This is a genomic window from Leptolyngbya boryana PCC 6306, assembly GCF_000353285.1.
Classification (GTDB): Bacteria; Cyanobacteriota; Cyanobacteriia; order Leptolyngbyales; family Leptolyngbyaceae; genus Leptolyngbya; species Leptolyngbya boryana.
Genome location: NZ_KB731324.1, coordinates 169,017 through 194,383 on the forward strand (window position 1 = coordinate 169,017; position 25,367 = coordinate 194,383).

At 45.1% G+C, this 25,367-nt stretch carries 25 protein-coding genes; all 25 read right to left on the reverse strand.

Features of this window, described 5'->3' with window-relative positions; all coding sequences use genetic code 11:
• Positions 1-33: 33 nt before the first annotated feature.
• Positions 34-258 (reverse strand): hypothetical protein, encoded by a 225-nt coding sequence (locus LEPBO_RS0100790; RefSeq protein ID WP_017285618.1) that lies wholly within the window; start codon positions 256-258, stop codon positions 34-36.
• Positions 248-1,405, reverse strand: coding sequence for a glycosyltransferase (locus LEPBO_RS0100795; RefSeq protein ID WP_017285619.1), 1,158 nt, complete (start codon positions 1,403-1,405; stop codon positions 248-250). The genes LEPBO_RS0100790 and LEPBO_RS0100795 overlap by 11 nt, the downstream gene beginning before the upstream one ends.
• The gene (locus LEPBO_RS0100800; protein WP_017285620.1) at positions 1,405-2,247 is read right to left on the reverse strand and encodes a glycosyltransferase family 2 protein; all 843 of its coding nucleotides are present in this window, start codon (positions 2,245-2,247) and stop codon (positions 1,405-1,407) included. Before LEPBO_RS0100800 ends, LEPBO_RS0100795 begins: the two co-directional genes overlap by 1 nt.
• Positions 2,247-3,170 carry a WcbI family polysaccharide biosynthesis putative acetyltransferase gene (locus LEPBO_RS0100805; protein ID WP_017285621.1) on the reverse strand — a complete coding sequence of 308 codons (924 nt, stop codon included), beginning with the start codon at positions 3,168-3,170 and terminating at the stop codon, positions 2,247-2,249. Before LEPBO_RS0100805 ends, LEPBO_RS0100800 begins: the two co-directional genes overlap by 1 nt.
• Positions 3,167-4,393 (reverse strand): glycosyltransferase family 4 protein, encoded by a 1,227-nt coding sequence (locus LEPBO_RS0100810; RefSeq protein ID WP_017285622.1) that lies wholly within the window; start codon positions 4,391-4,393, stop codon positions 3,167-3,169. The genes LEPBO_RS0100805 and LEPBO_RS0100810 overlap by 4 nt, the downstream gene beginning before the upstream one ends.
• A 3-nt stretch (positions 4,394-4,396) precedes the next feature.
• Positions 4,397-5,275: a glycosyltransferase family 2 protein gene (locus LEPBO_RS0100815; protein ID WP_017285623.1), complete on the reverse strand. Its 879-nt coding sequence runs from the start codon at positions 5,273-5,275 to the stop codon at positions 4,397-4,399.
• Positions 5,268-6,146: a glycosyltransferase family 2 protein gene (locus tag LEPBO_RS0100820; protein ID WP_017285624.1), complete on the reverse strand. Its 879-nt coding sequence runs from the start codon at positions 6,144-6,146 to the stop codon at positions 5,268-5,270. Before LEPBO_RS0100820 ends, LEPBO_RS0100815 begins: the two co-directional genes overlap by 8 nt.
• Positions 6,143-7,045, reverse strand: coding sequence for a class I SAM-dependent methyltransferase (locus LEPBO_RS0100825; RefSeq protein WP_017285625.1), 903 nt, complete (start codon positions 7,043-7,045; stop codon positions 6,143-6,145). Before LEPBO_RS0100825 ends, LEPBO_RS0100820 begins: the two co-directional genes overlap by 4 nt.
• A gap of 74 nt (positions 7,046-7,119) precedes the next feature.
• Complete coding sequence (locus LEPBO_RS35720; RefSeq protein WP_017285626.1) at positions 7,120-8,322, reverse strand: polysialyltransferase family glycosyltransferase; 1,203 nt, start codon at positions 8,320-8,322, stop codon at positions 7,120-7,122.
• 22 nt (positions 8,323-8,344) lie between these two features.
• On the reverse strand, positions 8,345-8,866 hold the full coding sequence (locus LEPBO_RS0100835; protein WP_017285627.1) for a KdsC family phosphatase: 522 nt from the start codon (positions 8,864-8,866) through the stop codon (positions 8,345-8,347).
• Between the two features lie 2 nt (positions 8,867-8,868).
• Entirely contained in the window at positions 8,869-9,030 is a 162-nt protein-coding gene (locus LEPBO_RS42740; RefSeq protein WP_017285628.1) for a hypothetical protein, read from the reverse strand.
• Between the two features lie 10 nt (positions 9,031-9,040).
• The gene (gene kdsA, locus LEPBO_RS0100845; protein ID WP_017285629.1) at positions 9,041-9,883 is read right to left on the reverse strand and encodes a 3-deoxy-8-phosphooctulonate synthase; all 843 of its coding nucleotides are present in this window, start codon (positions 9,881-9,883) and stop codon (positions 9,041-9,043) included.
• A 132-nt stretch (positions 9,884-10,015) separates the two neighbouring features.
• A complete protein-coding gene (locus tag LEPBO_RS44745; RefSeq protein WP_017285631.1) occupies positions 10,016-11,938 on the reverse strand; it encodes a PA14 domain-containing protein in 1,923 nt (640 codons plus the stop codon).
• A 303-nt stretch (positions 11,939-12,241) separates the two neighbouring features.
• Complete coding sequence (locus LEPBO_RS0100860) at positions 12,242-13,870, reverse strand: glycosyltransferase (protein ID WP_017285632.1); 1,629 nt, start codon at positions 13,868-13,870, stop codon at positions 12,242-12,244.
• 9 nt (positions 13,871-13,879) lie between these two features.
• Positions 13,880-14,614: a 3-deoxy-manno-octulosonate cytidylyltransferase gene (gene kdsB, locus LEPBO_RS0100865; protein WP_017285633.1), complete on the reverse strand. Its 735-nt coding sequence runs from the start codon at positions 14,612-14,614 to the stop codon at positions 13,880-13,882.
• A gap of 51 nt (positions 14,615-14,665) precedes the next feature.
• Positions 14,666-15,718 (reverse strand): hypothetical protein, encoded by a 1,053-nt coding sequence (locus LEPBO_RS0100870; RefSeq protein ID WP_017285634.1) that lies wholly within the window; start codon positions 15,716-15,718, stop codon positions 14,666-14,668.
• A 31-nt stretch (positions 15,719-15,749) separates the two neighbouring features.
• On the reverse strand, positions 15,750-17,165 hold the full coding sequence (locus LEPBO_RS0100875; RefSeq protein WP_017285635.1) for an MBOAT family O-acyltransferase: 1,416 nt from the start codon (positions 17,163-17,165) through the stop codon (positions 15,750-15,752).
• Positions 17,166-17,274: 109 nt separating this feature from the next.
• Positions 17,275-18,258, reverse strand: coding sequence for a KpsF/GutQ family sugar-phosphate isomerase (locus LEPBO_RS0100880; protein WP_017285636.1), 984 nt, complete (start codon positions 18,256-18,258; stop codon positions 17,275-17,277).
• Position 18,259: 1 nt separating this feature from the next.
• Positions 18,260-19,096, reverse strand: a complete 837-nt coding sequence (locus LEPBO_RS0100885) for a glycosyltransferase (RefSeq protein WP_017285637.1) — start codon at positions 19,094-19,096, stop codon at positions 18,260-18,262.
• A 24-nt stretch (positions 19,097-19,120) separates the two neighbouring features.
• Positions 19,121-20,140: a glycosyltransferase gene (locus LEPBO_RS0100890; RefSeq protein WP_017285638.1), complete on the reverse strand. Its 1,020-nt coding sequence runs from the start codon at positions 20,138-20,140 to the stop codon at positions 19,121-19,123.
• Positions 20,141-20,151: 11 nt separating this feature from the next.
• Complete coding sequence (locus LEPBO_RS0100895; protein ID WP_017285639.1) at positions 20,152-21,486, reverse strand: hypothetical protein; 1,335 nt, start codon at positions 21,484-21,486, stop codon at positions 20,152-20,154.
• 19 nt (positions 21,487-21,505) lie between these two features.
• Positions 21,506-22,444, reverse strand: coding sequence for a hypothetical protein (locus tag LEPBO_RS0100900; RefSeq protein ID WP_017285640.1), 939 nt, complete (start codon positions 22,442-22,444; stop codon positions 21,506-21,508).
• Between the two features lie 93 nt (positions 22,445-22,537).
• A complete protein-coding gene (locus tag LEPBO_RS0100905; RefSeq protein ID WP_017285641.1) occupies positions 22,538-23,170 on the reverse strand; it encodes a class I SAM-dependent methyltransferase in 633 nt (210 codons plus the stop codon).
• Positions 23,163-24,413: an ABC transporter ATP-binding protein gene (locus tag LEPBO_RS40740; RefSeq protein WP_017285642.1), complete on the reverse strand. Its 1,251-nt coding sequence runs from the start codon at positions 24,411-24,413 to the stop codon at positions 23,163-23,165. The genes LEPBO_RS0100905 and LEPBO_RS40740 overlap by 8 nt, the downstream gene beginning before the upstream one ends.
• Before the next feature lie 101 nt (positions 24,414-24,514).
• On the reverse strand, positions 24,515-25,360 hold the full coding sequence (locus LEPBO_RS0100915) for an ABC transporter permease (RefSeq protein WP_017285643.1): 846 nt from the start codon (positions 25,358-25,360) through the stop codon (positions 24,515-24,517).
• Between the last annotated feature and the right edge of the window lie 7 nt (positions 25,361-25,367).

Sequence of the window (25,367 nt, forward strand, 5' to 3'; positions counted from 1 at the left end):
ATGAATAAAGCGTTCATGAAAGATAAAAACTGCTCAAGTGCCAGAGATGACGTTTCGATTGACAGAAAGTGCTGTAAATTCTGAATACAATTCAGACTCGATCTGAATTGGAGCAGTTCGATAAGTGACTTGAAGTTCTATGAGATTTTCAAATCCGAGTTTTGCTCTAGAGTCAGGTTGATCTTTTGCCCAATTTTTCAAACTTCCGCAAATGAGCAGAGTCGATTTTGAGAATTGCTCTAATCGTCTACGCAACATAGTCAAACTCCAGTAAACGATTGTAGTAGTGAAGATGCTGATCAAAAATATTAGAGATCGAAAGCTGGTGACGCAGAGCCGCAATCTTGTGATCTTCAGGTTTGCAACCTGTGGCTAGAAATTCTAAAATCGCTGCTTTCAACCCGTTAGGCGTATAGTCCTCGAAAATTTTGATCGCACCAGGAGCGAGAGCATTATACTCAGCAATTTGAGGAATGCTAGAAGCGAGAATAGGACAGGCAACCGAAAGCCAGGTCGAAAGAGAACTCGATGCAGAAGTTTGACGAAAAGGACAGACTGCTAGATCAGTAGCGAGAAGATAACGTTCAAGTTCTAATTCTGAAAGATAGCCTGTCACGTGAATACGATCTCTGACTCCTTCTTTCTCCGCCAGTGCCATCAAATCCTGAAAATAAGCTTCGTGTCCTGGACTCACCCCGCCTGCGAAAATGAGTTTGACATGGGCGGGAAGATGAGGCAGCGCTTGAATGAGCAATTTATGCCCTTTACCGCTGTAGATAAATCCCAATAGTGTAATGACAGTAAAGTTGTCGAGATGCAAAACTTTTCGCGATTCGATTCGACTGATTCCGGGCGTGCGTGATTCTACAAAGTGCGGAATAATCTTAATTTTTGAGCTAACAATCCGATCGCTTAATCGTCGCGCCTCTTCTTGGGTACAAACAAAAGCACTCTGCGATCGCGAAATCACTTTTTGCAGTGCCAGAATGTTCGGTGAGAGTTGATCGCGCAATATTGCTTTGATCAGTTCCGCGACCCGAACACTACCCGGATGGGATCGATACTTGTGTACCAAAGTAGCACTCGAAGGCGGATAGAAAATATCGTGCAGCGTCACAATCAAAGGACGAGAACAGCGATCAAGAAACGTATTGAGATGATGAATCTGTCGCCAATCTTCTCCCCAAATCACACGATTATATTGAAAGTGAATCACATCTGCCTGAGAGAGGGTTTGTGCCGCATTGATGAGAGCATGACGATCGCACGATCGATCTCCAGTTAACTGAACATCAGCTTCGATCACGTTGATCTGAGATCGAGTTCGCGCTTCTGCAGCTAACAATCGTCCATAGCGATGAATCCCATGTTGCGGTAATCCAATGTGAAGATAGCCAATATTCATCAAATTCTAGCCCTCATCAAGTTTTTTCCAATGGTTCGCTTAATATGTTTGATTGTTTTTCTGGGAGTGTTGAGCAGAAAGTAGAGTGTCGCAACTTGAAGTTGGGATCGTAGCGGTAAGCGATCGCGGTAGGACTTGAGCAAGGCTTCAACCCGTCGTTCTCCTTCCCCCGATCTCCAATCGAGAATTGTTTTTGTGCCTTCGATTTCGCGATAGTTCCCCCAAGTTTCATCGATGTGTTTGACGTGCGCGACCTGCACCGCTCGAAAAATGAAGTCTACATCGAGCGCATAATGTTCCTCGACGTTGTAGAGTCCAATTTGCTCGTGTAAACAGCGATGGTAAAAATAGGCGGAAGGATTAATCGGATGCGGATTGACTTCAGCACCGAGCAGTAAATCGGTTAACTTGAGCTTGATTGGACGATTGTATTTTTTCAGTCCGCCTGAGTCGTTCCAAACATTGCAATTTCCCACAACTAGACTGGGTTGAGGAAGCGATCGAAAAACCTCCAAAACGCGATTTAGCACATCCGGTTCATAATAGTCATCGACATTGAGAAAGCCGACGATCTCACCTTTGGCTAAAGTGATTCCTTTGTTCATCGCATCCGATTGTCCCTTATCCTTCTCAGAAATCCAGCGAATATGTGCATACTGTTGGGTATAGCGCTGAACGATTTCAAGAGTGCGATCGCTCGATCCGCCATCCATAATCAAATGTTCAACATCCGAACAATTCTGCTGAATCACTGCCTGAAGGCAAGACTCAATAAATTTTTCTCCATTGTAGACAGGTGTAATGATACTAATCATGTCAATTCCATTGCGCTGAAAAACCATTAGTCATACTGAGTTAAATAAGCTGCGACATATTCAGCAAATGTTAACTTCTGCTGACCCTGCCGATATCGATGATTGATGGGGACACCCGTTAAATTCAACTGTTGAATCACACTTGGATAAAGCGGAATTTGATTATCACCAAACACTTCTCGATATGGATTTGGTACAGGTTTGAGATCAATCATTCTCCGCATTCGATTCGCCACCCGAACCGCAAAACTCATCGCAGTCAAACCTTCCAGCGAAAACAATCGAAACTCAGGCGGCTTTTTCAACAGCGGCAGTTTGAGAATTTGCAGCATTTGATTGACCACCTCGCGCCCGATCGTATTAGACGGATGATTGACTGTATAAAACAAGAGTTCATGTTGATAGCGCTGTCGAATTAGAGTTGCAATCTTGATATCTGTTTCCTTTTCTCGTCGAGTCAGTTCCTGCAATGTTTCTTCTACTAGATTGAGTAGAAACGCTTGATCATAAAAGTCTGGTTGGGTCAATCGCTCAATAATTTCCGCTCGGCTTTTTCCAGCTTCGACAAAGTTGATGATATTACGATCTCCATATGGAAATCGACCAAACGGATAGCCTGCTTCCGGTTTCGCTAAGGGATTATCGATATCTTGAGGATAGTATCCTTTGAAATAAAGATAAGGAAACGAAATTGTAATGCAGTTCGGGCGTAATTTAGTTACTAAACGATCTGTGCTCAGTTCGCCATATTTCTCGCCGAGTGGCTGATAGATAAACAGATCCGTTCTTGCTAACACCTCCTCAGAAACTTCAAGGTTTTGATAAACCGCTTCATAGGTGTAAGGAATTCTTTCAAAGCAATACTCCTCAACAAATTCATCAGACGACTGTAAAAACGTTTCGATTAGTTGCCTTTGACAGTTTGCAAAGATAGCACAGCGTTTTTTCATGAGGTCTGCAAAATCTGATGATAGAGTTCTTTGTAGCGTTGGGCTTGGAGTGGTAAAGCAAATTCCGCGATCGCGATCGATCGACAATTATTCTGCATGTGTTGTCGCAGGTCATCATCATCGAGTAGCTTTACAATCCCGCTGGCAAAATCGATTGGATCTTCCGGGGCTGCAAGATATCCAGTCACCCCAGGACGAACGAGATCCGGAACACCGCCAACATCAAACGACACCATCGGAGTACCACACGCCATACTTTCTTGCAGCATCAGCGGTAAGTTATCCGCACGAGTCGGAAACACAAACAAGTCCGCCGCAGAATACGCCATTGCTTTTAATCGATCGTGACTCACATAGCCGAGATTAATTGCTTCGATCCCGACTAAGGTTCCAATTTCGTTGTTTCCTCCCAGTGTTAGCAACACAATTTCTGTCTTCAGACTGGCAGGCAGGTGTTCTAATGCTTTGACGAGGAGATCGCCTCCCTTACGCCTATCTTTTAGACTCTCTGCACCGAATAGTAGAACTTTCTTCTGTGCTGGAATGCCCAACAGAGATCGACATTCTAGCTTGTCTAATGGCTGATAAACGGTTGTATCAATTCCATTCGGAATCCAGTGAACTTCAAACCGCTTCAGTAAACTTTGTTTGGCTTGCTCAGTTAGCCATCGACTCGGTGCAACGATCGTTAAATTTGCTCGATCGTATTGGTTTCGCTTCAGTCGCCATTCCCAAGCAGTACTATCTCGCCGTACTGAAGGATAAGTCTCAGGATACGGGCACTGTCCGCAACCCGATTTCCAGCGATCGCAATCATAGCTATAAGCACAATGTCCGGTAAAACTCCACATATCATGCAGCGTCCATACCGCAGGCTTTTGAGCAGTCAGAGATGAAATCGCCAGATAACTAAAAAATCCGCTATGGAGAATGTGAAAATTGAGCAGATCGCTTTCTTGGTAGCATGGATGCTTCAGCAGATCAAACGAGCTAACACAGTGAATATCATTGAGTCCGAGCCGAATCGTAACGCGATTAAGTTGACGTTCGATTTTGGCATTGCGAGAAATCGCTTGAGACTCTGATCCAGCTAGCGTTTTCAGCCCACTGAGAATTTTAGACTCAACACCACATTGGTTTAGCGATCGATGCAGGCGATACATTGAGATCGCACCCCCCCCACCCTGAGCCGAGTCACTATGCGTAATCTGGAGAACTTTCATCAGTTAGAAAATCGGTTGATAAGATTCAATCGTCCAGCGACCTTCAGCAGAATTTGACTGAGTTCGGACGATGCGCTGACAAGAATAGCTCAGATGAGATTTCAGCCAACTCCGCACTATCGGCACACGATGAAGCTGTAACTGACGAAACACATTTGGCGATCGCATCGACTTGAGCGATCGTAGTGATTCAGCCACATACAAATCGAGATGACTGCTTTTCTGTGTGTTTTGTGATCGAAATCCCGCTAAAGGAGAAGCAACCCCATATAGATCAGCGTGCTGATAGAACTGTGCCCATAGATCAAAGTCACCCGCTAATTTGTATTCGGTGCTGATCTGACCACCAATTTTTTCCCATAAACTTCGTCGCCAAAAGGTTGATTCTTGTTGAATGCTTCCGATGCCTCGCAGCGTTTTTGGACTATGGGGCAGATAGCGACCTTCAAGAAATGCAGATCGATCATATCCAGGAACAGCCCGAAATCCTAAACAAAATCCATACCAATCCCACAGTCCTGGATTCAATGTCGTTAACCATTCCACCTCAGACAGTTCGCTCATGATACTTGCAACCGTTTTTAATGCCCAAGGACACTGCATATCATCACTATTTAGCCACGCCATAATTTCCCCAGTGGCGTGAGAAAAGCCTTTATTAATTGCAGCATACTGTCCGGCATCTGGCTCACTACACCAATAATGAAGTTGAGACTCATAGCGTTTGATAATTTCGACACTGCCATCAGTCGAGCCACCATCGATCACGATGTATTCCAGATTCGGATAGTTCTGCGAGAGAACGCTTTGAAGCGTGGCTTCGAGAAACGGGGCTTGATTGAATGATGGAGTGACGATCGAGATTTTGGGAACATTAAGCATACATTGCTAAAACTTTCGATAGATCCTGAACGTGTTGAAGTTTGGAACGGAGCGCTGGAACAAACTGAGAAAGCAGCCATTCTTGATGAGGAATGCCCAACTTTCTCAGCCGTTTTAACCAGGGTTTGAACGTCGGATAACAGCGATCGACTTCCTGATATAGATCGATCCAATACTCAGAAGCGTAAGTTTTCACCACATCTAACACTTCTTGTTTTCGCCGAATGCCACCGGAGCTACTTTTGTGACTTGTATGAATTCGATAGATCGAATAAAGCTTAGGAACATACTCAAACTGAGCAATTTTCCCGGCTCGAAGAAACCATTCCCAATCTAAAACATAGTGATAGCGCAGGTCTAATTCTCCCGTTTCTTCCCAAAGCTTGCGTGTCCAAAATGCACTGGGTTGAGCAATGTAGTCATAGTAAGCCAACATCAACGGATCGTAAGGAGCAGCATACTGTACTTTTCTTGCGCCTCTGGGTCGTCTTTCTTCATAAAGAAACTGAGTATCGCCGTATATGACATAGTTCTGATCGGTCAATCCTCGAAACCGTTGCCCGATCTCTAGCAAGGTTCCCGGCAGATACATATCATCAGAATTCAGCCAACACACGATCTCACCAGAACTCAACCTCATGCCTTGATTGATGGCATCGGCTTGTCCTTTATCTTTTTTCGAGTGCCAGTAAGTAAGACGATCGATATATTGTTCAATCACTTCAACGGTATTGTCGGTACTTCCACCATCGAGCACGAGAATTTCTAGATTCGGATACTGCTGATCAATGACTGATTGGATTGTCTCTCCGATAAATTGCCCTTGATTGTAAGAAGGAATGACAACTGAGATAGAAGGATAATCTGTCATGCGAGTTTAATAGCTTCCATAAAAAGAGAGTCAGGCTTATACACACTGCCATCGTGCTCTGTGTCTAGTTGATAGCTGCACCAGTCTGGGATATAGCTTTCGGTTGCACTGCGTTGAACGATCGAGCTAAATCCACTGTGCTGAAGCAGTCGATCGAGCGAATGGCGATCGTACATCCATTGATGTACTTCTCCACTCTGCCGAAACCGCCCGATTTGAAGTGCAGTATACTCCGAACCCAAAATAAATTTTAGGACTGCTTCTCGGCGACTAGAAGCATGGTTCAAAAACCGATATACTTGCCTCAAAATTCGTCTAGTTCGTGAAACTGGGGGCGTAACTTGAGGCGATGTAGCTCGAGATTCGATCAAGTTTTTGATCTCAGTTCCACAGCGCTGCACGATAAATTCTGGATCTTTTAGCTTAGACTGAGCAAGATGCGAGTACATTTCTCCCCCGGACTGGTGTCGTGCAACTTGATCCAACAGTTCCAGCAGCATCCAATCATAGCGAGGGTTCCACTCTGAGTTTCCAGCGATTGATTGTTCTAGCGCCTGTAGATAGGTTCGCGTAATTTGCTCTAAATCGGGAACCACGACTCGAATCACGCCTTGTGGACGCAAAACACGGTAACACTCTTGGAGGAATGTGATCGCGCTCGATCGCGAAAAATGCTCTAAGACGTGTGAATGATACACCACATCAAACGAAGCATCTGGAAACGGAATTCCCTGGATTAAGTTGTGAGCGATTACTCCTTCAGAAGTTGCAGCAAAATCAACATTGATCCAGGCAGAATGAACTCGATAGCCACAACCAAGATTAAGATAAGCCTTGGCAGGTTGATTTTGAACCGACGAACTCAGATCGTTTGTCGTCTCAAGCCAGAGTGGAGACATAGGATGAATGAAAATAAGAGGTCAAAACTGATAACCGAATAGATTCTGAGCTAAACGAAACACCCGAATTTCAACTATGCCTTGATATGACACAGTGCTTTTCTTAACATTCGCTCTACTTCAAGTCGATCGTCAATCTGATCCAGTTTAAAGAACATCCGCACAACTGCATCTCCAAACCCGATCGTACTTGGCGTTTCAAAGAGCAACTTCAATGATAAACAAGCAGAACTGACCGCAATCACTCGGATCTCTGTATTAAACTGATCGCGATGCAAAACGGTCTGGAAAAAGACTTCAAACGGCAAGAAAAATAGCTCTGGATTCGTGAGTGTAATAATCTGGCTAAACACATCCGAGAGTGCGATCTTTAAGTTCTGAATCTTTGCTGTATCGTCTCTAGGATGTGGCTTGATAATTAACACTGCATCCGGATCGATCGTTTGACTAAGTAAGAGTTTTCGATAAGCTTGGATCTCTTGATCCGAAGAGAGCCGACCTGCTTCTGAGAAATTCGAGGTCAAGAGAATCACAATCGACCTTTCTGCCAAGCTCGATCGTAATTGTTCAACCCATTCTGCATGAAGTAAATTTGAGAACTGCTGAAATACAGATAATAAATGACCACGATCGACTAACGTGTAAGGCATTGGCGGCTCTTCGCCCATAATGTTGGGTAAGACAAAGTAGCCAACATCAAACGGAATGTCTTTTAACACCGTTTTAAAGCCAAGTCTTTCTTTCCACCGATGCCATTCTACTGCAGCCCAAAGTCTGATCCGAATTGGCAATGGTGGAACAGTCCGAGGCATCGAAGACGAGTTCGCACCGTAACCGACGATCGCAGAAGTCTCAGAAAAATAGATGCCAATACTATCGCCATAACAAATCTTAGTTGCAGTCTGATACGCATTAATCAACAACTGGCTGCCAAACTGCCAATTCCGACAGAGATAAATTTCATCGGCAACCGTAGTTCCAACCCATTCATATACGACTTGAAAGATGGCTTTAGGCGAAGAAGAGTCTAGTTGTTGCGCGATCGTATTGAACTGTTCTGGTGTGATATAAGTAACCTGATTCCATTCATAGACCGAAGCTGCCATCGTTTTTAGAAAGGCTGCAAATTGCTCGTTTTGCCCTCCCGGTGCATAAAGGTCATAGATTACAAGATAATTTTCATAAGATTCACCAGATTGCTCTTGCTCCCGCTTCATCAAGGCTGACAGCGCTGTCACAAACTGAACACTTCCTTGGCAAGTAATGATTCGCTTCATGCATCTTTTCCGTTATCCCATCTCATTGTTCAACTGCTCCAATCACTGCCCGGACTAAAACATCACAGATTTCGCGTACTGCACCTTCTCCGCCGCTTCTTTCAGTGACATAAAGCGAGATCTCTCGAATTTCCGACACCGCATCTGCAACTGTAATTGGACAGCCCACCGCTTGCATCGCAGGCAAATCGACTAAATCATCGCCCATATATGCCACCTGCTCAAATGAAAGCCCAAGCTGCTCACACAAGAATTTCACCGTGAATCGCTTATCCTCGACGCGCGTGAAGAGATGCGGAATCCCCAACCGTTTCGCCCGATAGAGTGTAGCCTTAGAAGACCCGGCAGACACGATCGCGACTTCGATCCCCGCTTTCATCGCTAACTGAATCCCCAACCCATCTTTGACATTAAACTTCTTGAGTTCTTCGCCTGTCTCGGTGTAGTACAGTCCCCCATCAGTCATGACTCCATCAACATCTAGAACTAAGAGTCGGATTGTGGCAAGACGGGCTTGTAATTCTGAAAGTGACAGATGCGGCATGATCACATGTAGTAATAGGACAAGAACTCAGAACAGCTATCTTGGATGAATGCGAGATCCATCTGCCACAGCGTATCATCATCAATGCGGTGCATCGCATCTACGAGAATATAGCCCCAAGCTTCGAGAAACTTTGCTGCACTGGTGGTCAGAGTTTTAGTCATCCTAATTTCCTTAACTTAAAGAGAGATTCGGGGCACTTTGTTGAACCTGACGAATTGCGAGAAGCTGTTCGAGTAACGGTTCTAATTGGGCGAGTGGAACCATATTGGGTCCATCGCTCAAAGCAACCTCAGGATTTTCATGAACTTCTAGGAACAGGGCATCAATCCCAACCGAGATCGCAGCACTCGCGAGATACGGCACAAATTGGCGCTGTCCTCCTGACTTGTCACCCTGTCCTCCTGGCATCTGAACGCTATGTGTAGCATCGAATACAACCGGATAGCCTAGATCACGCATCTGGGGCAAGGCACGGAAATCGACTACCAGCGTGTTATACCCAAAACTCGTTCCTCGCTCAGTCAGAAGAATATTTCTAGCTCCGCCCACTTCTAGTTTACGCACCACGTTTTTCATATCCCACGGCGCGAGAAACTGCCCTTTTTTCACATTCACAGCTCGACCCGTTGCAGCAGCAGCAAGCAGCAAATCTGTTTGACGACAGAGAAATGCTGGAATTTGCAGAACATCGACGACTTCAGCGACAATCGCGGCTTGATTGCTTTCATGAATATCAGTCAGAACAGGAACGCCGATCTTTTCTTTGACCTGTTGCAAAATCTCTAAGCCTTCATTGATCGTGTGTCCTCGAAACGAACTAGCAGAAGTGCGATTCGCTTTATCAAACGAGGATTTAAACACAAAGGGAATTTGCAAGCGATCGCAGACTTGACGAATCTCATCTGCCATTTTGAGCGTAAAGTCCTTAGACTCAATAACACAGGGACCTGCAATCAATGCTAACGGACAATTTTCACCTACAAAGAGCGACTCTGTAATTTGAATACGACTCATTCATTTCTCCAAAAAGATACAAAAGCAATCAACGCCAACTTAGTGAAGCGGCGTTTCTCAATCGAATATTGATCAGCACTTTGAGAGTGAGCAATGTGCCCACTCTCAAAGCGAATTGTATCAAGAGGCAGTCTAGACAATGCGAATTTGTTGAGAACTGAGGGTGAGAGGTGAATTGTTCAAGCTGGCAATCACGACTGCCGCTTGGGAGCCGATACCATCTGGATCAAATCGGAGAACGCCATTCTCGTACAAGAAAGTCACATGGGCACTAATGGGAAGACTGCCATTGACAAATACACCGCTGGAAGAAGGTGTCGAAAGCAGGCTAACTCCACTCACTAAGCCATTACCGAAACCCGCAGCGGAAATTTCAAAGCTATCTCCAAAACTAAAGTCAGTGATGGTATCTCCGCCTTCGCTGGGTTTGAAATAGACAAACGTATCGTTGCCTGCTCCACCCGTTAAATGATCACGTCCGTCACCGCCTGTTAAACGGTTGTTGCTCGCATCTGCGATTAACATATCGTCAAACCTTGAGCCAATCACATTCTCAACACTGACCAGCGTATCTTGATCCACACTGAAGGTTCCTTGCGATGTCGCAAAATTGCGAGAGAGGGCGGTGTACCATTCGCTGGAAATTTTGCGATACCCCTCAAAATTGGGATGTAAGGCATCATCTGCAGGGGGTGCAGTGATGTCATTGATGTCGAGTTTTCCCCGCATATCGACAAATTTGACGCGCGGATTTGCCCTCGCATTGACAATACTAGGAATGAGGTTGTTATAGTCATTGATCTTTTGAATCCGAGCTTCTCCACCGCGAGCTTCAGGACGGGCAGGTGGAATAGAACTCACCAATACCGTGACATCGGGAGAGGTACGCAAGATGTTGTCGATCAAAGTGCCTAATCGGGCTGCGATCGTAGCTGGACTGTCGCTGGTACCTGTGTCATTGCTGCCAATCATCAGTAAAACAATATCAGGTTGAGCTGGATTGAAAAATGTTGACACTCGGTCATTGATCCAACTAATCGTCTTTCCAGAGTGCCCTTCGTGGTCTTTATCCCCTAGCTCCACTGCACCATGAGATTGAGATCCAACAAAATCGATTTGCAGATTGTTGGTTTGGAATTGATTCCAGAGGTGGTATCGATATCCGCCCCAGTAGGGAACGGTGGGATCGTTATCGGCGGAAAGTCCATAGGTAATGGAGTCTCCTAGTGGCATAATTCTGGCGATGCGATTTGCAATCCCTTGGGTGAAATCTACCCTAACGCTATTGGTTGCATCCGCATAACTGGCGGTGTCGTTGCCGCTCCCCCCGTCTAAGAGATCGTTGCCCGTTCCACCTATCAAGACATCATCTCCTTCTAATCCTCGCAAGGTATCGTTTCCTGCAAATCCTCGTAGGATGTTGTTGTTTGCATCGCCATTGATAATATTTGCGGCAGCATTGCCATTAAATGTAGTTGGGGTTGGGGTTGGAGTTGGAGTTGGGGTTGGGTCAGGAGTTGGAGTAGAGTCAGGTGGATTGCTAAACAATTGGGAAGCCGCAACAATTCCCTGCTGTTGCCGCGCACTTAACCAGCCAAAGCGCATCATCGCATTGCCTGATACCTCCATGTACTCCAAGCGAATGTCATAACGCTGTCCTGCTTGCAAAGCAATGCGGTTGCTGGAGGTCTTCCGAATCTGATTGGTGTCTTGCCAATCGTTGATGATCAGTTGGTTGTTAATCCACAGTCGCGCGCCACCATCCGCAATGGTCAAGAAGGTATACTCTTCGCTGTACAGAGGTTGAATTTGTCCTGTCCAGCGGACTGAGAAGGTGTCAGGCGCGATCTTAGGATCGGGAGAGCCGTTGTACCAAATCAAGTCCATGCGAGTATCGGTGCGGGTCAACTTCAGGTTCGTGAAGTCCGCATTATCGTAGTACTCGCCTCGCAGCCCTGAAACCCACGTCGGGGTTGTTACGGAAGAGGTTGTTAAAGCAGTTTCTGTATTGATTGCTGAAGGTAGATTGGTAGTACTTAAAGGTTGTTGGCTCATGGGACTCTGGGGCTAATCTGAGGATTACACACATTTGATGCACCTTAGGTTTGAACGAAGCACCCATGAACTAGCTCAGAATATACTCTGTCGTATCTGATACCCCCATAATAGAAAAAATACTGGCTTGAAATTTGTAGAATCTGTGAAGTACGTCCTTACGATTACAAAGAAACTGTAGAGCAATCGCCAAATCCTGCACCCTTACCCACAGGATTTGGCGGTTTGTTTGAGCCTCAGAATCAGAACAGAGCAACAGCAGATCACAAGAATGGACTGTGACTCTGTAATCTGTATGTGACATCAGCGCTTTATCTGAGCAACACGACGTGCGATCGCAGTTTTTCGCACCCGAATCGCTTGCTGCATTTTGGTTTGCCAGGTGAGTTGCGTAAAGGTCAACGGCATTGGGGATGACTGATCTGAAGTGAACGATTTCACATACGTCAAACAGGCGCCTGCTCCGAGCGGTTCGTGCCAATTGCAGTAATCAACTGAGATCGTGGTTGGCTGATACGATTTTGAGCGCAACACGAGATCTAACCAGGTTTTTTGCTGAACCGATGCTTGCCCAATGAACAATAAAAGCCCCGATGAGGCAAGATGGGGATCAAGCTCTATGAGTCGTTCTCGCGCTGATCGCAAGGTTTCGGGTAAGTCAACTAAGATCAACTGTGCTGGACTTTGCAGGGTTTCGGGCGTTGCCCAGTGAACTTGATGCTCGATGTCAATCTCAGCACACCAAGTTTTGACAGACTCGATGGCAGTTTCCGATTCGACATAGCTCAACTTCAATCGAGCCAGGTCTACTAGATCCGCCAGTAATTGTCGATGTTTGCCGCGCCAGTAGATTCCATGCAGCTGAGGATTGATACGATGCAGTTCTTGAATCAACTGATAAAGTTGAAGTCGCTGATCGAGCGCTTCGGACGGTTGATCGTTTGGAATTACTGTGATTCGTCGATCGTGTTCCAGTCGAAACGGAGGTTCGATCTTTTGTGTGAACACATAGCGGTAGAGCTTCTGTTGCGTGAGAGATTGATTGTAGTGGCTTAAAAGTTGTTGTTGACCTGCGATCGCAATTTGTTCTGCCTTTTCAGGATGTGCGAGGTAAAACTTCACTTTCTCAACGAGTTCCGGTAAACTGCCGTAGCATTCTAGATGCTCTCCTTCTCTGAAAAGGTGCTGAATTCCGGTTTGTGGACTTAATCGATCAGTCAACAAAAAGCCCCCTGCCATCAACACTTCAAACACTCGTCGATTGGTATCCCCGTTTAAGCTACAGTTCAACACAATCTGAGCACGAACATAGTCTTCTAAGCAATCGAGATAAGGCTTTTGTTGAATATCAACTTCGATGTCTGCTTGCTGCAAATACCGGAGAACTTGCGATCGATAAGCATGTAAATGCGATTCAGAACCCCGAAAGATCACACCGTATGACTTTTCAGCAGGTTTAGACGGTACGTATGGATCAATTACAGACGTTCCAGGCAGCCAAAACACATTCTTAAGACCGGCTTCAACAAACCAGTGCAGGTGCTGAACCCCTTGATAAACCCAATGAAAATCACAGTTCAGCGATCGACAATAGCGAACGATCCCATTGAGACTGCCATCGCCCCAGTGAAACGTATCGCCGATTTTCATCAGCGTTGGACAGGATAAGCGATCGAGTCCTCGCGGTTGAAATCCCATCTTCCGAGCAGAAAGACTGATCAAATCGGGCTGAAACGTTGAAGGAAGCTGCTGTAAGACATTGTGAATGTCAAACTCTGAACTAGAGAGCGCGATCGCATACCCTTGTTGTACTGCTTCGATCGGTGGATTCGGACAAGCAATGATCCGACGTTGGGTAGTAAAGTCCGCACTCTGAAATTCCGACAAAGCAGCAGGAAAAGGACGCAGCACTAATTCTTTTGGATTCAACATAAATCACGCTTAGAGTTGCTGAGCAACGAGAACTTTCGCTTGAGCTAAATCTTCCGGAGTGTTGATCTCCAAAATCGGTTTGTCAATATGACAGACGCGAATCGTAAAGCCATGTTCTAACACTCGTAATTGTTCAAGCGCTTCACACTGTTCGAGCGGAGTCGGAGTGAGTTGAGCATAAGTGAGCAAAAAGTCGCGGCGAAACGCATACAATCCGAGATGATGAAAGACTGGAGCCGTCGCGGGATAGCGATAGTAAGGAATCGGTGCGCGAGAAAAATAAAGAGCACGCTCATGTCGATCGCAAATCACTTTGACGGTGTTCGGATCAGAAGCACCGACTTCGTGATCTAAAGGGCAAGCTAATGTAGTCATGTCGGGCGTTTCACCCTCTAAATAGGGGCGCACAAGTTCGGTTAACATTTGTGCAGTCACGAACGGTTGATCACCTTGAACATTGACTACTACTGAGTAATCTGGATAGCGAGCCGCAACTTCTGCAACTCGATCGGTTCCAGTTAGATGATTGCTCCTCGTCATTTCAACCTTGCCGCCAAACTGATTCACAACCTCAGCAATCTTCTCGCTATCGGTTGCAACCACGACTTGACTCAAGGCAGGACATTGACTTGCCGCTTCATAAATCCATTGCACCATCGGGCGATGATCGATCAGTGCTAAAGGTTTGCCGGGAAAGCGCGTCGAATCATACCGTGCTGGAATCACCGCCAGAATTTTCGTCATATCGATCGTCAAACTCTCAAAACTACTTCAACTTATTTTGGCAACAACACGTCAACGTTTTGCCTGGATATCTTTTTGCTTTTTCTCAGCCGAGATCGCTTGAACAAGCTGCTGAGTATATTGTTTTGCCGCAGGGTAGATTACATGATCCGCATTCTCCATCTCTTCTTTTGGAAAAGTGACAGGTTCTTGCAAAACATAATGCACTCTAGAACTTGAATTAGCATAGTGGCGCAGCATGTCGCGAACCTGGTTGTAATAGCCCTGAAATTCTTTTTGCTGATAAAGCTCGTTATAGATTGGACTATTAGCGAGGTAGACATCGAATTGATGTTTTTCCGCGAGTGAAATAATGTGTTCGAGCGCTTGCCGATTCGTGTTTGAAAGTTGAAAGGTTGGTTTTTGCTGAATATTCGAGAGGTGCATCGTCTTTTGACCTTCAACATTCTCTGGATTCGGTTGATGCCAAACCATTAAACCATCTTCTTTTAAGCTAAAGCTCCGATTCGTTTCATAGGAATCGAGCGGAAACATCATCACTTCTTGTAAACTTTGATTCTTTGAGTACAATGGCAGATAGCGCTCTAACAGCACTTGAAAGTTTGTGACTCGTCGCTGATTGATTCGCGGTTCAAACTGGCTAAGGCGTTGAAGTTGGAGGGGAACCCTTGCCATCATCATAGGATCTATGTCCCGTCCCCAGACATCGTAAACATGCACAATCAAAATGTGACGGGGAGGTCCGAACCGCTGAATATAAGCCTCTAACATCCAGGCGTTGTTCACGTTGGTCATGTTCCCAACAGTACAGAGATTAATCGAAGTCGTCTTGAGATCTGAATCAAACAGGCTCGGATCAATACCTTGATTGCAGCTTGAATCACCCAAAATCAACCAATCTACAGGCTTTTCTAATCTCAACAAAAGCTCCCACTTCTCGCGAATTAACCAATCAGAGCGGTTCGGCGTATGTCGGATTAGATAAAACTTTGCAGCAAGATTGAACAATCCTACCAGTGCGATTGTGCCAAACAGCGTCAAAAAAATCGATCGACGAGTTGCAGCAGTGACTGTCTCTGTCGGTAATGTAGTTCGTTCCGTCATTGAGGTTTGCCTTGTGACTAAGGTTCGAGGTTCAGAACTGGAAATAAATGAATTCTCCAGATTCGCGTGCACCGAAAATGAACAACCAAACAGTCAAGAAGCTATAAATTGTGATGCGAAAAATGAGATTTAATTTAGTAATAATTAATAGGTTCGCTGTGACCCCCTGATAAATTTGAACCAACAATAACGGTAGACAAAAGAATACAAGTTTGTATCCTAAAATCAGGCTCATGCTAGAAGCAGCAAACCCGATATTCGTGAGGATATAGACCATCTGAGGAATCGAATTCGAGCGGAAAATCACCCAACCAATATTCGTCAGGATAAACATCACAAGCATTCTAATTCCAACACCAAAATGCGAGTGGTTCCAAAATTTCTGCGGTTCTAACTTCGGTTCAAATCGTCGATAAAGAATCAGAATTGCCCCTTGATAGGCTCCCCAAATTACAAAATTCCAAGCGGCTCCATGCCACAATCCTCCGAGTAGCATTGTAATGAATAAATTCCGATAGGTGTTCGAAGTTCCATATCGATTTCCTCCTAAAGGAATGTACAAGTAATCCCGCAGCCAACTCGAAAGCGAAATATGCCATCTCGACCAAAAGTCGCTTGGGTTTACAGCAAAATAGGGCAACCTAAAATTCAGCGTTAATTCAAATCCCATCAATTTCGCAATTCCTCTGGCTATATCAGAATAACCAGAAAAATCGCAGTAAATTTGAAACGTGAAGCCTAACACTGCAATCAGAACATCAAGTCCTTGATACTGGGTATAGCTATTAAAAATTGGATCGACGAGCGTCTTCAAATTGTCTGCAATGACAATTTTCTTAAAAAATCCCCATGCAATTAGAAAAATTCCAGCATTAATCTGCTCGGTTTTCAGTACTCTCGGCGAAAGAATCTGTGGAACTAAATCAGTTGCGCGTTCAATTGGTCCTGCCACCAGCTGAGGAAAGAAAGACACAAACAGAATAAAATCAAAAAAGTTCCGAATCGGCGCGAGTTTTTTTCGATAAACATCAACGATATAACCCAATAACTGAAATGTGTAAAAAGAAATACCCATTGGTAACAAAATATTGAGTGTTGTCCAACTGGGTTGAATTCCAAATAATCCTAGAAAATCCGCAAAACTACTCGTGAAAAAGTTGAAGTACTTAAAGAAACCGAGCAGTAGTAAATTAAACGAGATCGCGCTAATCAAATACCGTTTACGCAGTACGGGTTCTTCTGTTTTGTCAATCCGATTTGCTAAAGCAAAATTTACTGTTTTAGAAAACAGCAGAAGCAACAATAATGACCAATCCCAGTATCCATAAAAAATCAAACTTGCAACGAGGAGAAGCGTATTTTGTAGCCTGTGATGCTTCATCAGCAACAAATAGAGCGCATAAACGACCACAAAGAAGATGACAAAGACATAAGAGTTAAATAACATACGCTGCTGTTGCTGCTTTTACTACGAGAACTCAAATCTAGCCACGCCGAATTCCATCAGAGCGCTCATGGCTTTGACATCCGATTTCGTTATCTTCGATCAGACTTTCCTACAATCCACTCCGAAAAATGTCATGCAGCCGCAGCAATCCTACGCAACACTGATCATCATCGACCACAGGTAAAACTGCAATCTGAGAAGGACGATCTTCCATTAATTTCAAAGCCGTGTAAGCCAGAGTACGCGGTGTGATCGTTACTGGATTCTCAGTCATGATTGCCGCAGCAGTTAGCGTCTCAAGTTCGGTCGCAGGAGTCTTTTGCACCCATCGCCGCAAATCTCCATCCGTAATCAATCCCAGAAGTTTCCGACGATCGCTCACGACACTGACGGCTCCTGATCCCCCTTGAGTAATCGCACCCACAACTTCTAACCAAGAAGCATCTGGCAGCAATACTGGATTTCCACAGTGCATCAAATCTTCGACCGTCAGCGTCAGTCGTTTACCAAGTCGCCCTGCTGGGTGGTTTAATGCAAAGTCATCTGAGGTAATGCCGCGAATTTGCATCACGGTCATTGCCAGTGCGTCACCGATCGCTAATGCAACTGTTGTACTCGTCGTAGGCGCTAAATTTAAGGGGCAGGCTTCTCGATCGACGGCTGCATCTAAGACCACATCAGCATATCGAGCCAGCGTTGAAGAGACATTGCCTAACACTGCGATAATCGGAACTTGGCGATTTTTCAGGTGTGGCATCATCGCGATCAGTTCTTCGGTTTCCCCGCTGTTACTCAACACGATACCGACATCAGCAGCCGTCACAATTCCTAAGTCGCCATGTAGCGCATCACAAGGATGCAGCGAAACCGCCATTGTGCCGATGCTATTCAGTGTTGCTGCAATCTTTTGAGCGACAATGCCTGACTTCCCTACACCGGATAGCACAATCTTGCCTGAGCAATTGAGCAATAAATCAACCGCTTTCTCGACTGCTTCCGGTTGAAGCTGGTGAGCCGCACGAGTAATGGCGTTGGCTTCGAGTTGCAGTAACGCTTGGACTTGGGAAATTGCAGAAGGAGACAGAATTTGCATGTTAGAACTGAACGGCACGTTTGAGCCGACGAATGAGGGGTCTGACAGTTGCAAAGCGAGGAGCGGAAACCGGGCGCGGTGAGTTGCCTTCGCGAATATCCTGACGCACATAAGAGCGAAGTAGGCTTAACTCAATATCGCGATCGCTGACAACTCCTGCGGAGATCGCTTCATCCAGATACTGGAACCAGAGTTCACCATACGGATGATTCGGATGTTTCCACGGCTGGGTGAGTAGATTTGTATAGTGAATCAATTTTGTGGATGCGTCCCAATAATCAAACACATTCCAGTGCGGATCGAGTTCACCAATCTGATAAGAATGGTGTGCTAAAAACGCTGGACTCATACAAGAAAAATCTGAATAGGTATAAAGCCCTTGGTCAATTTCGTCGAGGATTTGTTCGAGATTAAAGCGAGTACGATCGCAATCAATCAGCATGACGCTCAAGCCCCAGAACGCATCGCCCATGTGAGCATAGCTTTCTCGCTTCGCAAGGAAGTGACAGCCGTTTAATGAAGTCTCAAAGAGTTTACTGATATCCGTGAGACAGATCATATCTGAATCGACATAGATTGCTCTGCCTTGAAACTGACATAGCTCTGGAATTAAATAGCGATACAAACTAAACTCAGTCACATTGCAGTATTTTGCCCGAAGTGACATAGGTGCAAGAAACGGCGGCTGATCATTCAGTTCGATCGCATTATGCGTTCCATTGAGAACATAGATGTCAAGGTCTTGCTGAGCATGTTTTCTCAAAGAGTACATGAGAACTTTGCGCTCTAACAAGCTGGCTTCTCCAGAGCCGATAAAGACATTGACGCGATCTGTCATGAGAAATCACCTGAAATCGATGAACTACTCGAAATTTAGAACTTTCACTACTTTGTACAGCCAATGTTGATCGGTTGTATCGACAACACGCAGTACGCCGATCACTTGTCCCACGTACTTAGCTAAGTCAACTCGCAACCGTTTGTGGTTGAACTTGACTAATCGTTGAACTATTAACTTTAAAATGTTCTTTACGATCAAGCGATGGCTCGGTTTGTGCTGTGCGACTTTTTCTAAAGTCCAGCCAAAAGAAGCACTCACCGCAGGCATATAGCTCGAAGCCGTGCCGAATGTCAATCGAGTGACATAATCTAAGGTTGCTCTTTGACCCGGAATGAGATGGGTCATTTGCAACTGAGGTGAAACTCCTGCCGCCAGTCCCATTTTTACGGCTTCCCAAACAATCTGAACATCACCGCCGCTCGATAAACTGCGTCCTTGTCGATCGGTCGATGCGAGTACTCCTTCTGAGATCGCACGTTCATACTGCTCCATCACATCCCGCTTAACGCTCATTCCTGTTCCAGGTGGATAAAATTCTGCCCAGCGCTCGAATACACAGCCGTATTCAGTATGTTGCACATTCTTTTCTTGAAACTTACCGCGAAAATTACGATCGAACCAAGGAGAAACAGGTGCAAGAAAATCGACTTTGACACGCCCAGGACCCCAAACTGCCACACTCGGATAAGCCTGGAAACAATACTGAACCCCAATTAAATAGTCTGAGGCAGGCTCATTATCGTCATCAATGAACACGAGAATTTCAGCGGTTGTCGATCGAACACCGCACAATCGAGCAAACGTCAATCCTTGCTGCGGTTCCCGAATCACGGTCGCCCAAGAACATTGTGCAAGAAAAGCTTGCACATATGTCAATTCCGCGATCGCGATCGAACTATTGTTATCGACAAGGACACATTCGATCTTGATGTCGTCCGGCATTTTCAGAGCCGCGATTGCATTTAATGTGCGTGAGAAGACCGCTGCATCTGGATTGTAAGTGCAGACAATGATGGCAATCTCGACAATCGGTGAAGTCATGATTCCTGTTCCTATGATGCAGGTCTGGCGAGTTCTCTCAGTCGGGACTGGCGATATCGTTTCGTCACAACTTCAGGTTGATTGAAACAAGGAGTCTGCTGGAATGATTTGAGGTAGATCATGGCAAACGGCAACGTTTGAATCATGGACTTGATCGTGGCAGCAATAACCTGCGGTGAACTTTCTAGCGGCACAAATCGATAGCGAAATACAGCGAATCGACTTTCTGCCTCTGGAATGAGAAGTAAGTCTTGCATAACATTGCCGAGTCGATCGTTAGGCATAAGTTCTATGACGGTTGCTGCATGAGCCGACGGAAGCAGCATGTTCGATCCGTGAATGCCCACAATCACTTGGCTCTGAGCATACAACTCACACCACGATCGTTCCACATCTTCTGTGATGGTTTGCGTTCTCAGATCCGTGATCCAATCTGGTAGTCCCCCCGCTTTTCCTAATCCTGCGATCACGAATCGAATCTGGGGATAACATTGTCGAAGCTGTTCTGCGAGTTGAATCACTTGTTGAGTCTGCTCTTGCAAGGCTGGGAACCACTGAGCGGCAAGCTTTTTCCACATGCGCCCCAGACGACCTGGAAATCTACGATCGCGCCACTGTTGAATATGGGAATCAACCCAAAGCCGATCTTCACGCCAAATGAAAGTAACGGTAAGTTGATTTAATTGATCGTCCCATTCTTCGATGGGAAACGGCTGAATTTGAGTAAATCGTTCAACATGCAACTCAGAAAAAGAGTGAGCATACGCGGATGCTAACCAACCGTGATCGAACTGAGCTAACCGCTGCTGAATTTCTTGTGCGATCCAATCATTCCACTCATGTCCCTGCCTGAGTGGTAAATCGATTGTCCAGATAGCTGCCACATCTTGAGGAACAAGCCAGCGTAACCATCTTGGTACAATCACAATCAAATCGTACTCCTGATAGTAATCGAGGTAGTGCTGAGCATGAACAAGCTTTAATAGCCCATGACCATACATTGCATCAAGACAGTTCAGCACGATCGGCTGACGAATTGGACGAAATTCTTCTGAAGTGAAGGGAACCGGAGTCTTTTGGCGATCTCGATAACCCACGTGCAACCAGCTCGCAAACCAACTGGCTTGATATTGATCCCAGACTTCACCTGTCGTCTTGTTGAGCAGCATCGGAAAACACAATCCGTGTCCCGATGGTAAATCGCCATAATATTCTTGATCGCAGTCATCGCATCTTAGATCAGCAAGTATCCGCATTCCTGGCATATACCATCCTTGCGGCTGTAGCGCTCCCTCACAGAAAGGACAACAAAAGTCCGCATCCGGAATAGGATGAAGTTTAAACATACAAATGAATGGGGTAGGGTCAATAACGATTTCGGGCAATATTCGTGAACAAAACCTTAAACTGTTTTGAATCAAATTCGCCATCAGGCTGAACAGTGATCCAATCTCTCAAGGGTCGATGCCAGAATGGAGAATACAGTTTAATACCTTGTGAGAAGAGTGCAGCACTATAACTAAATGAACTTTTCGCCATCAGTAACACATCTGCCTGCACCAAGTGGTGAAAAGTTTTCATAGCAGGTTCATTCAGGTGAAACACAATATGATCTAAATCCGGAAAATCTTCGATTTGTCCTTGTGAATAAAGATGAAACTGTGTTTTCACATTGAATGGTGCAAGCAGGTCAGAGATGTTTTCAATCAGAGCTTTGAGCGTTTGATTGGTCGTATATCGTTCGCAATTTGTTGTTTGATTCACATCGCCACGTCTAACATGAAGTGCAATGTTAAATTGAGTTGGATCAAACTCTGTAACTTTCGGATGGAGAGACTGTTGATACTTGTACTGAAAGCGTTTGAGAAGCTTGGAGTATCGATGAGGATATCGATCAGCAAATTGATGACAATGTGTAACTACAAAAAGAGTTTTTGGCTCTGCAACGCTCAGATCAATTTTATCTAGATTGCTCCTGACAGAAACTGTCTTGAAGTTTGTCAAATCAAGCTGATAAACGCTGGGTTCATCAAAGCCGAGATTGACAAAATCTTCCCACTGCTGTGCAAAATTTGGATCATTCTCATCGTTATGTGCCAGTTCTTGAAACGGAGTATGAACATACTGTAAGCCAAATTCGTGAGCATAAAGCAGCGTTGATAAAACCGCTTGAATTTGCGCTCCTGCTCCGTCTGTTTTGCCTGTACAAGTGACAAAATAATTTGATTTTCGATACGCACTGTAGATAAGCCGTTCCGTAACTTCTTTGAGCCGATTGAATCTAGACTGCGCTTTGACAAGCATTCATCTCTCCAACAACAAACAACGCCCTGCAAAGATTGAAGTATTCTAGAGCTTCGCAGGGAAATGCGCTCGACTTAGAAATCCACAATCGAACTATCGCTTTTTCCCAACCCACAATGAGTCAAACAGTCCGACAAATTCAAACTCATGTTTGGGCAATACCAGATTCTTGATCACCCAGGTTGGACCGAGTTCATCTCTTAATTCATAGAAGTCATGAAACGCAATGTAACCGCCCGAAGCAATATACGGTGCATAGTTCAAAAAGTCTGCTTTGCAACCTTCAATCGAATGATCACCATCAATAAACAGTAAATTGATGCTTGGAATCTGTCCCACAAAGTCCTGAGACATTCCCGATAAAATCTTAATCTTGTCGAGTACGCCTAGCTCCCGCATATTTGACTTGAACTGATTGAGCAGCGGTTGATTGCCTTTCTGACTTTCGTAGATTTCTGCACTGCCTTCTTCACCAAACGCATCAAACGGATCAATCACAACAACTTGACCGCGCTTCAAGCCCTGAGCGAGACAGAAAGTACTTTTACCTTTCCAGCATCCAATTTCTACGATCGTGCTTTGATTCGGCAGCATCGAAGCATAACGATAGAGTGCCATCGCTTCAGACAATGATAAAAATCCTTCGATCGCTTCATACGGCTTGATCCGCTGCCGAACGGCTTTATCTTGTAGCTTCTGCAAAAAATTGATCTTGGTGCTAATCATTCACTTCACTCCAACGGGTGTTCAAAAAGGTCTTCACATGTGGTGGAAACGGCATTAATCGTTTTAATCGATTGCCTTGAAGGAGTTCGATCGCAATACAATCGATCAACTCATCACAGCAAATCGAGAAATTCTCACCAATCCAGAACGAGAAGTAATACTGCGAGGGCGCGAAGAAGACATTCGGAATGTCGACTTTGACTTTGACTCGCTGATCGCCATTCGGTTGTATCTCAAACCCATCATCTAAGTTAACAACATGCGCAAAGGTTTCATTCAAAGGATTTGTGATTTGAATACCAATCACCGGATTTTCAACAGGCGTGTTGAATCGCAAAGAAAAGAAGACTGAAATTGTGTCCCCCATGAGAAACGTACTACAAGGAATGCCTTCGTCGTTGCTGATGTAAAAGTCATCAAACACAACTTTTTTATTCCCTTTGCGAACAATGTCTTTTTGGACTCCAACACTATTGCTTTTCAGATAATTACCAATCACACGCTCTGGAGCACCAACATCTGTTACTTGCCCTTTCTGAAGCAGAATACAGTGATTACAAAGCTGCTGTACTGTTCCCATACTATGGCTAACAAACAAAACGGTTCGTCCTTCGCGAGTCGAAACATCTTCCATTTTGCCTAAGCATTTTTTCTGAAACGCCGCATCACCCACTGCTAGAACTTCATCAACAATCAAAATCTCCGGTTCTAAATGTGCTGCCACTGCAAACGCCAACCGGACATACATTCCCGAAGAATAACGCTTGACTGGTGTATCTAAAAACTTCTCCACCTCTGAAAATGCCACAATCTCATCAAACTTGCGACCAATTTCGGCTTTGCTCATTCCCAGAATCGCGCCATTGAGATAAATATTTTCTCGTCCAGTTAATTCACCGTGAAATCCAGTTCCTACTTCTAGCAAACTTGCAATACGTCCATCGATCACAATTTTTCCGCGACTCGGTTCCGTAATGCGGCTGAGAACCTTGAGCAGCGTTGATTTTCCTGCCCCGTTGCGACCAATAATTCCGACTCGATCGCCTTGCCGAATTTCAAATGACACATCATCCAGTGCCCAGAACTCTTCACGACTACCAGAAGAAGCAGGGTGCTGTAATCGTTTGCCAAAAGACTTAAAACCGTGGGTCAGGGCATCTCTCAGCGTATTGTCTCGCTGTTGTTTGTGCCCAATAATATACTTCTTACCTAAGTTCTTAACCTGAATAACTGTATCAGACATAGTTCTTTCCTGTAGGACTTTTCAGTCAAAACGAGCCGCCTACCTCACGATCGAGATGCTGCGGAAGTGAACACCCAGACCAGGGTGCAATCTGCTCAGGACTAGAAAATATCAGCGAATGTCTTCTCGACTCTACGGAAGTACCATAAGCTCGTCACAAACAGCAGGCTGACAATCCCCAAAGACAGACCAAACCCCATGAGATGAAACGGTGCATCGCCACCTAAAATCGCCCACCGAAATCCCTCGATTACACCGACCATTGGATTAAGCCAATACAGAAATTGCCATTGTTGTGGCACAATATTTGAGGTATAGCCGACCGGAGATACATACAATCCGAACTGAACAATAAATGGCACAATCTGAGCCACATCGCGAAACTGAACGACTAATGCCGCCAGCCACAATCCTGCACCAAACGCACTCATAGCTGCAATCACAATAAAGAACGGCAAGGTTACAACTCGCCAACTTGGAACAAAGTTGTACCAGATCATCAATCCGAGCAGCAGCATTCCAGCAATCAGAAAATCTACAAAGCAAACTACTATCACGCTCGCGGGAGCAATTAGCCGAGGAAAATAAACCTTAGACAATAGATTAGAGTTACCGAGCAAACTGCCACTACATTGTGCAAGTGCACTTGAGAAAAATTGCCATGGAAGGAGTGCCGAGTAAACCAGAATCGGATATGGGGCGTTGCCTTGAGTCGGCAGCTTCGCAATTGTGCCAAAAACAACCGAAAATACGATCATTGTCATAAACGGACGAATCAGTGCCCAAGCCATCCCGATCGCGGTTTGCTTGTAACGCACTAAGATATCGCGCCATGCTAGAAAATAGAACAGTTCCCGATAGCGCCACAAGTCTTTCCAGTATTGCTTTTCGGTGCGTCCTGCCTCCAGAGTTAATCTCTGCCGTCCGGCACTGCTTCGACTATTCATTGAATTT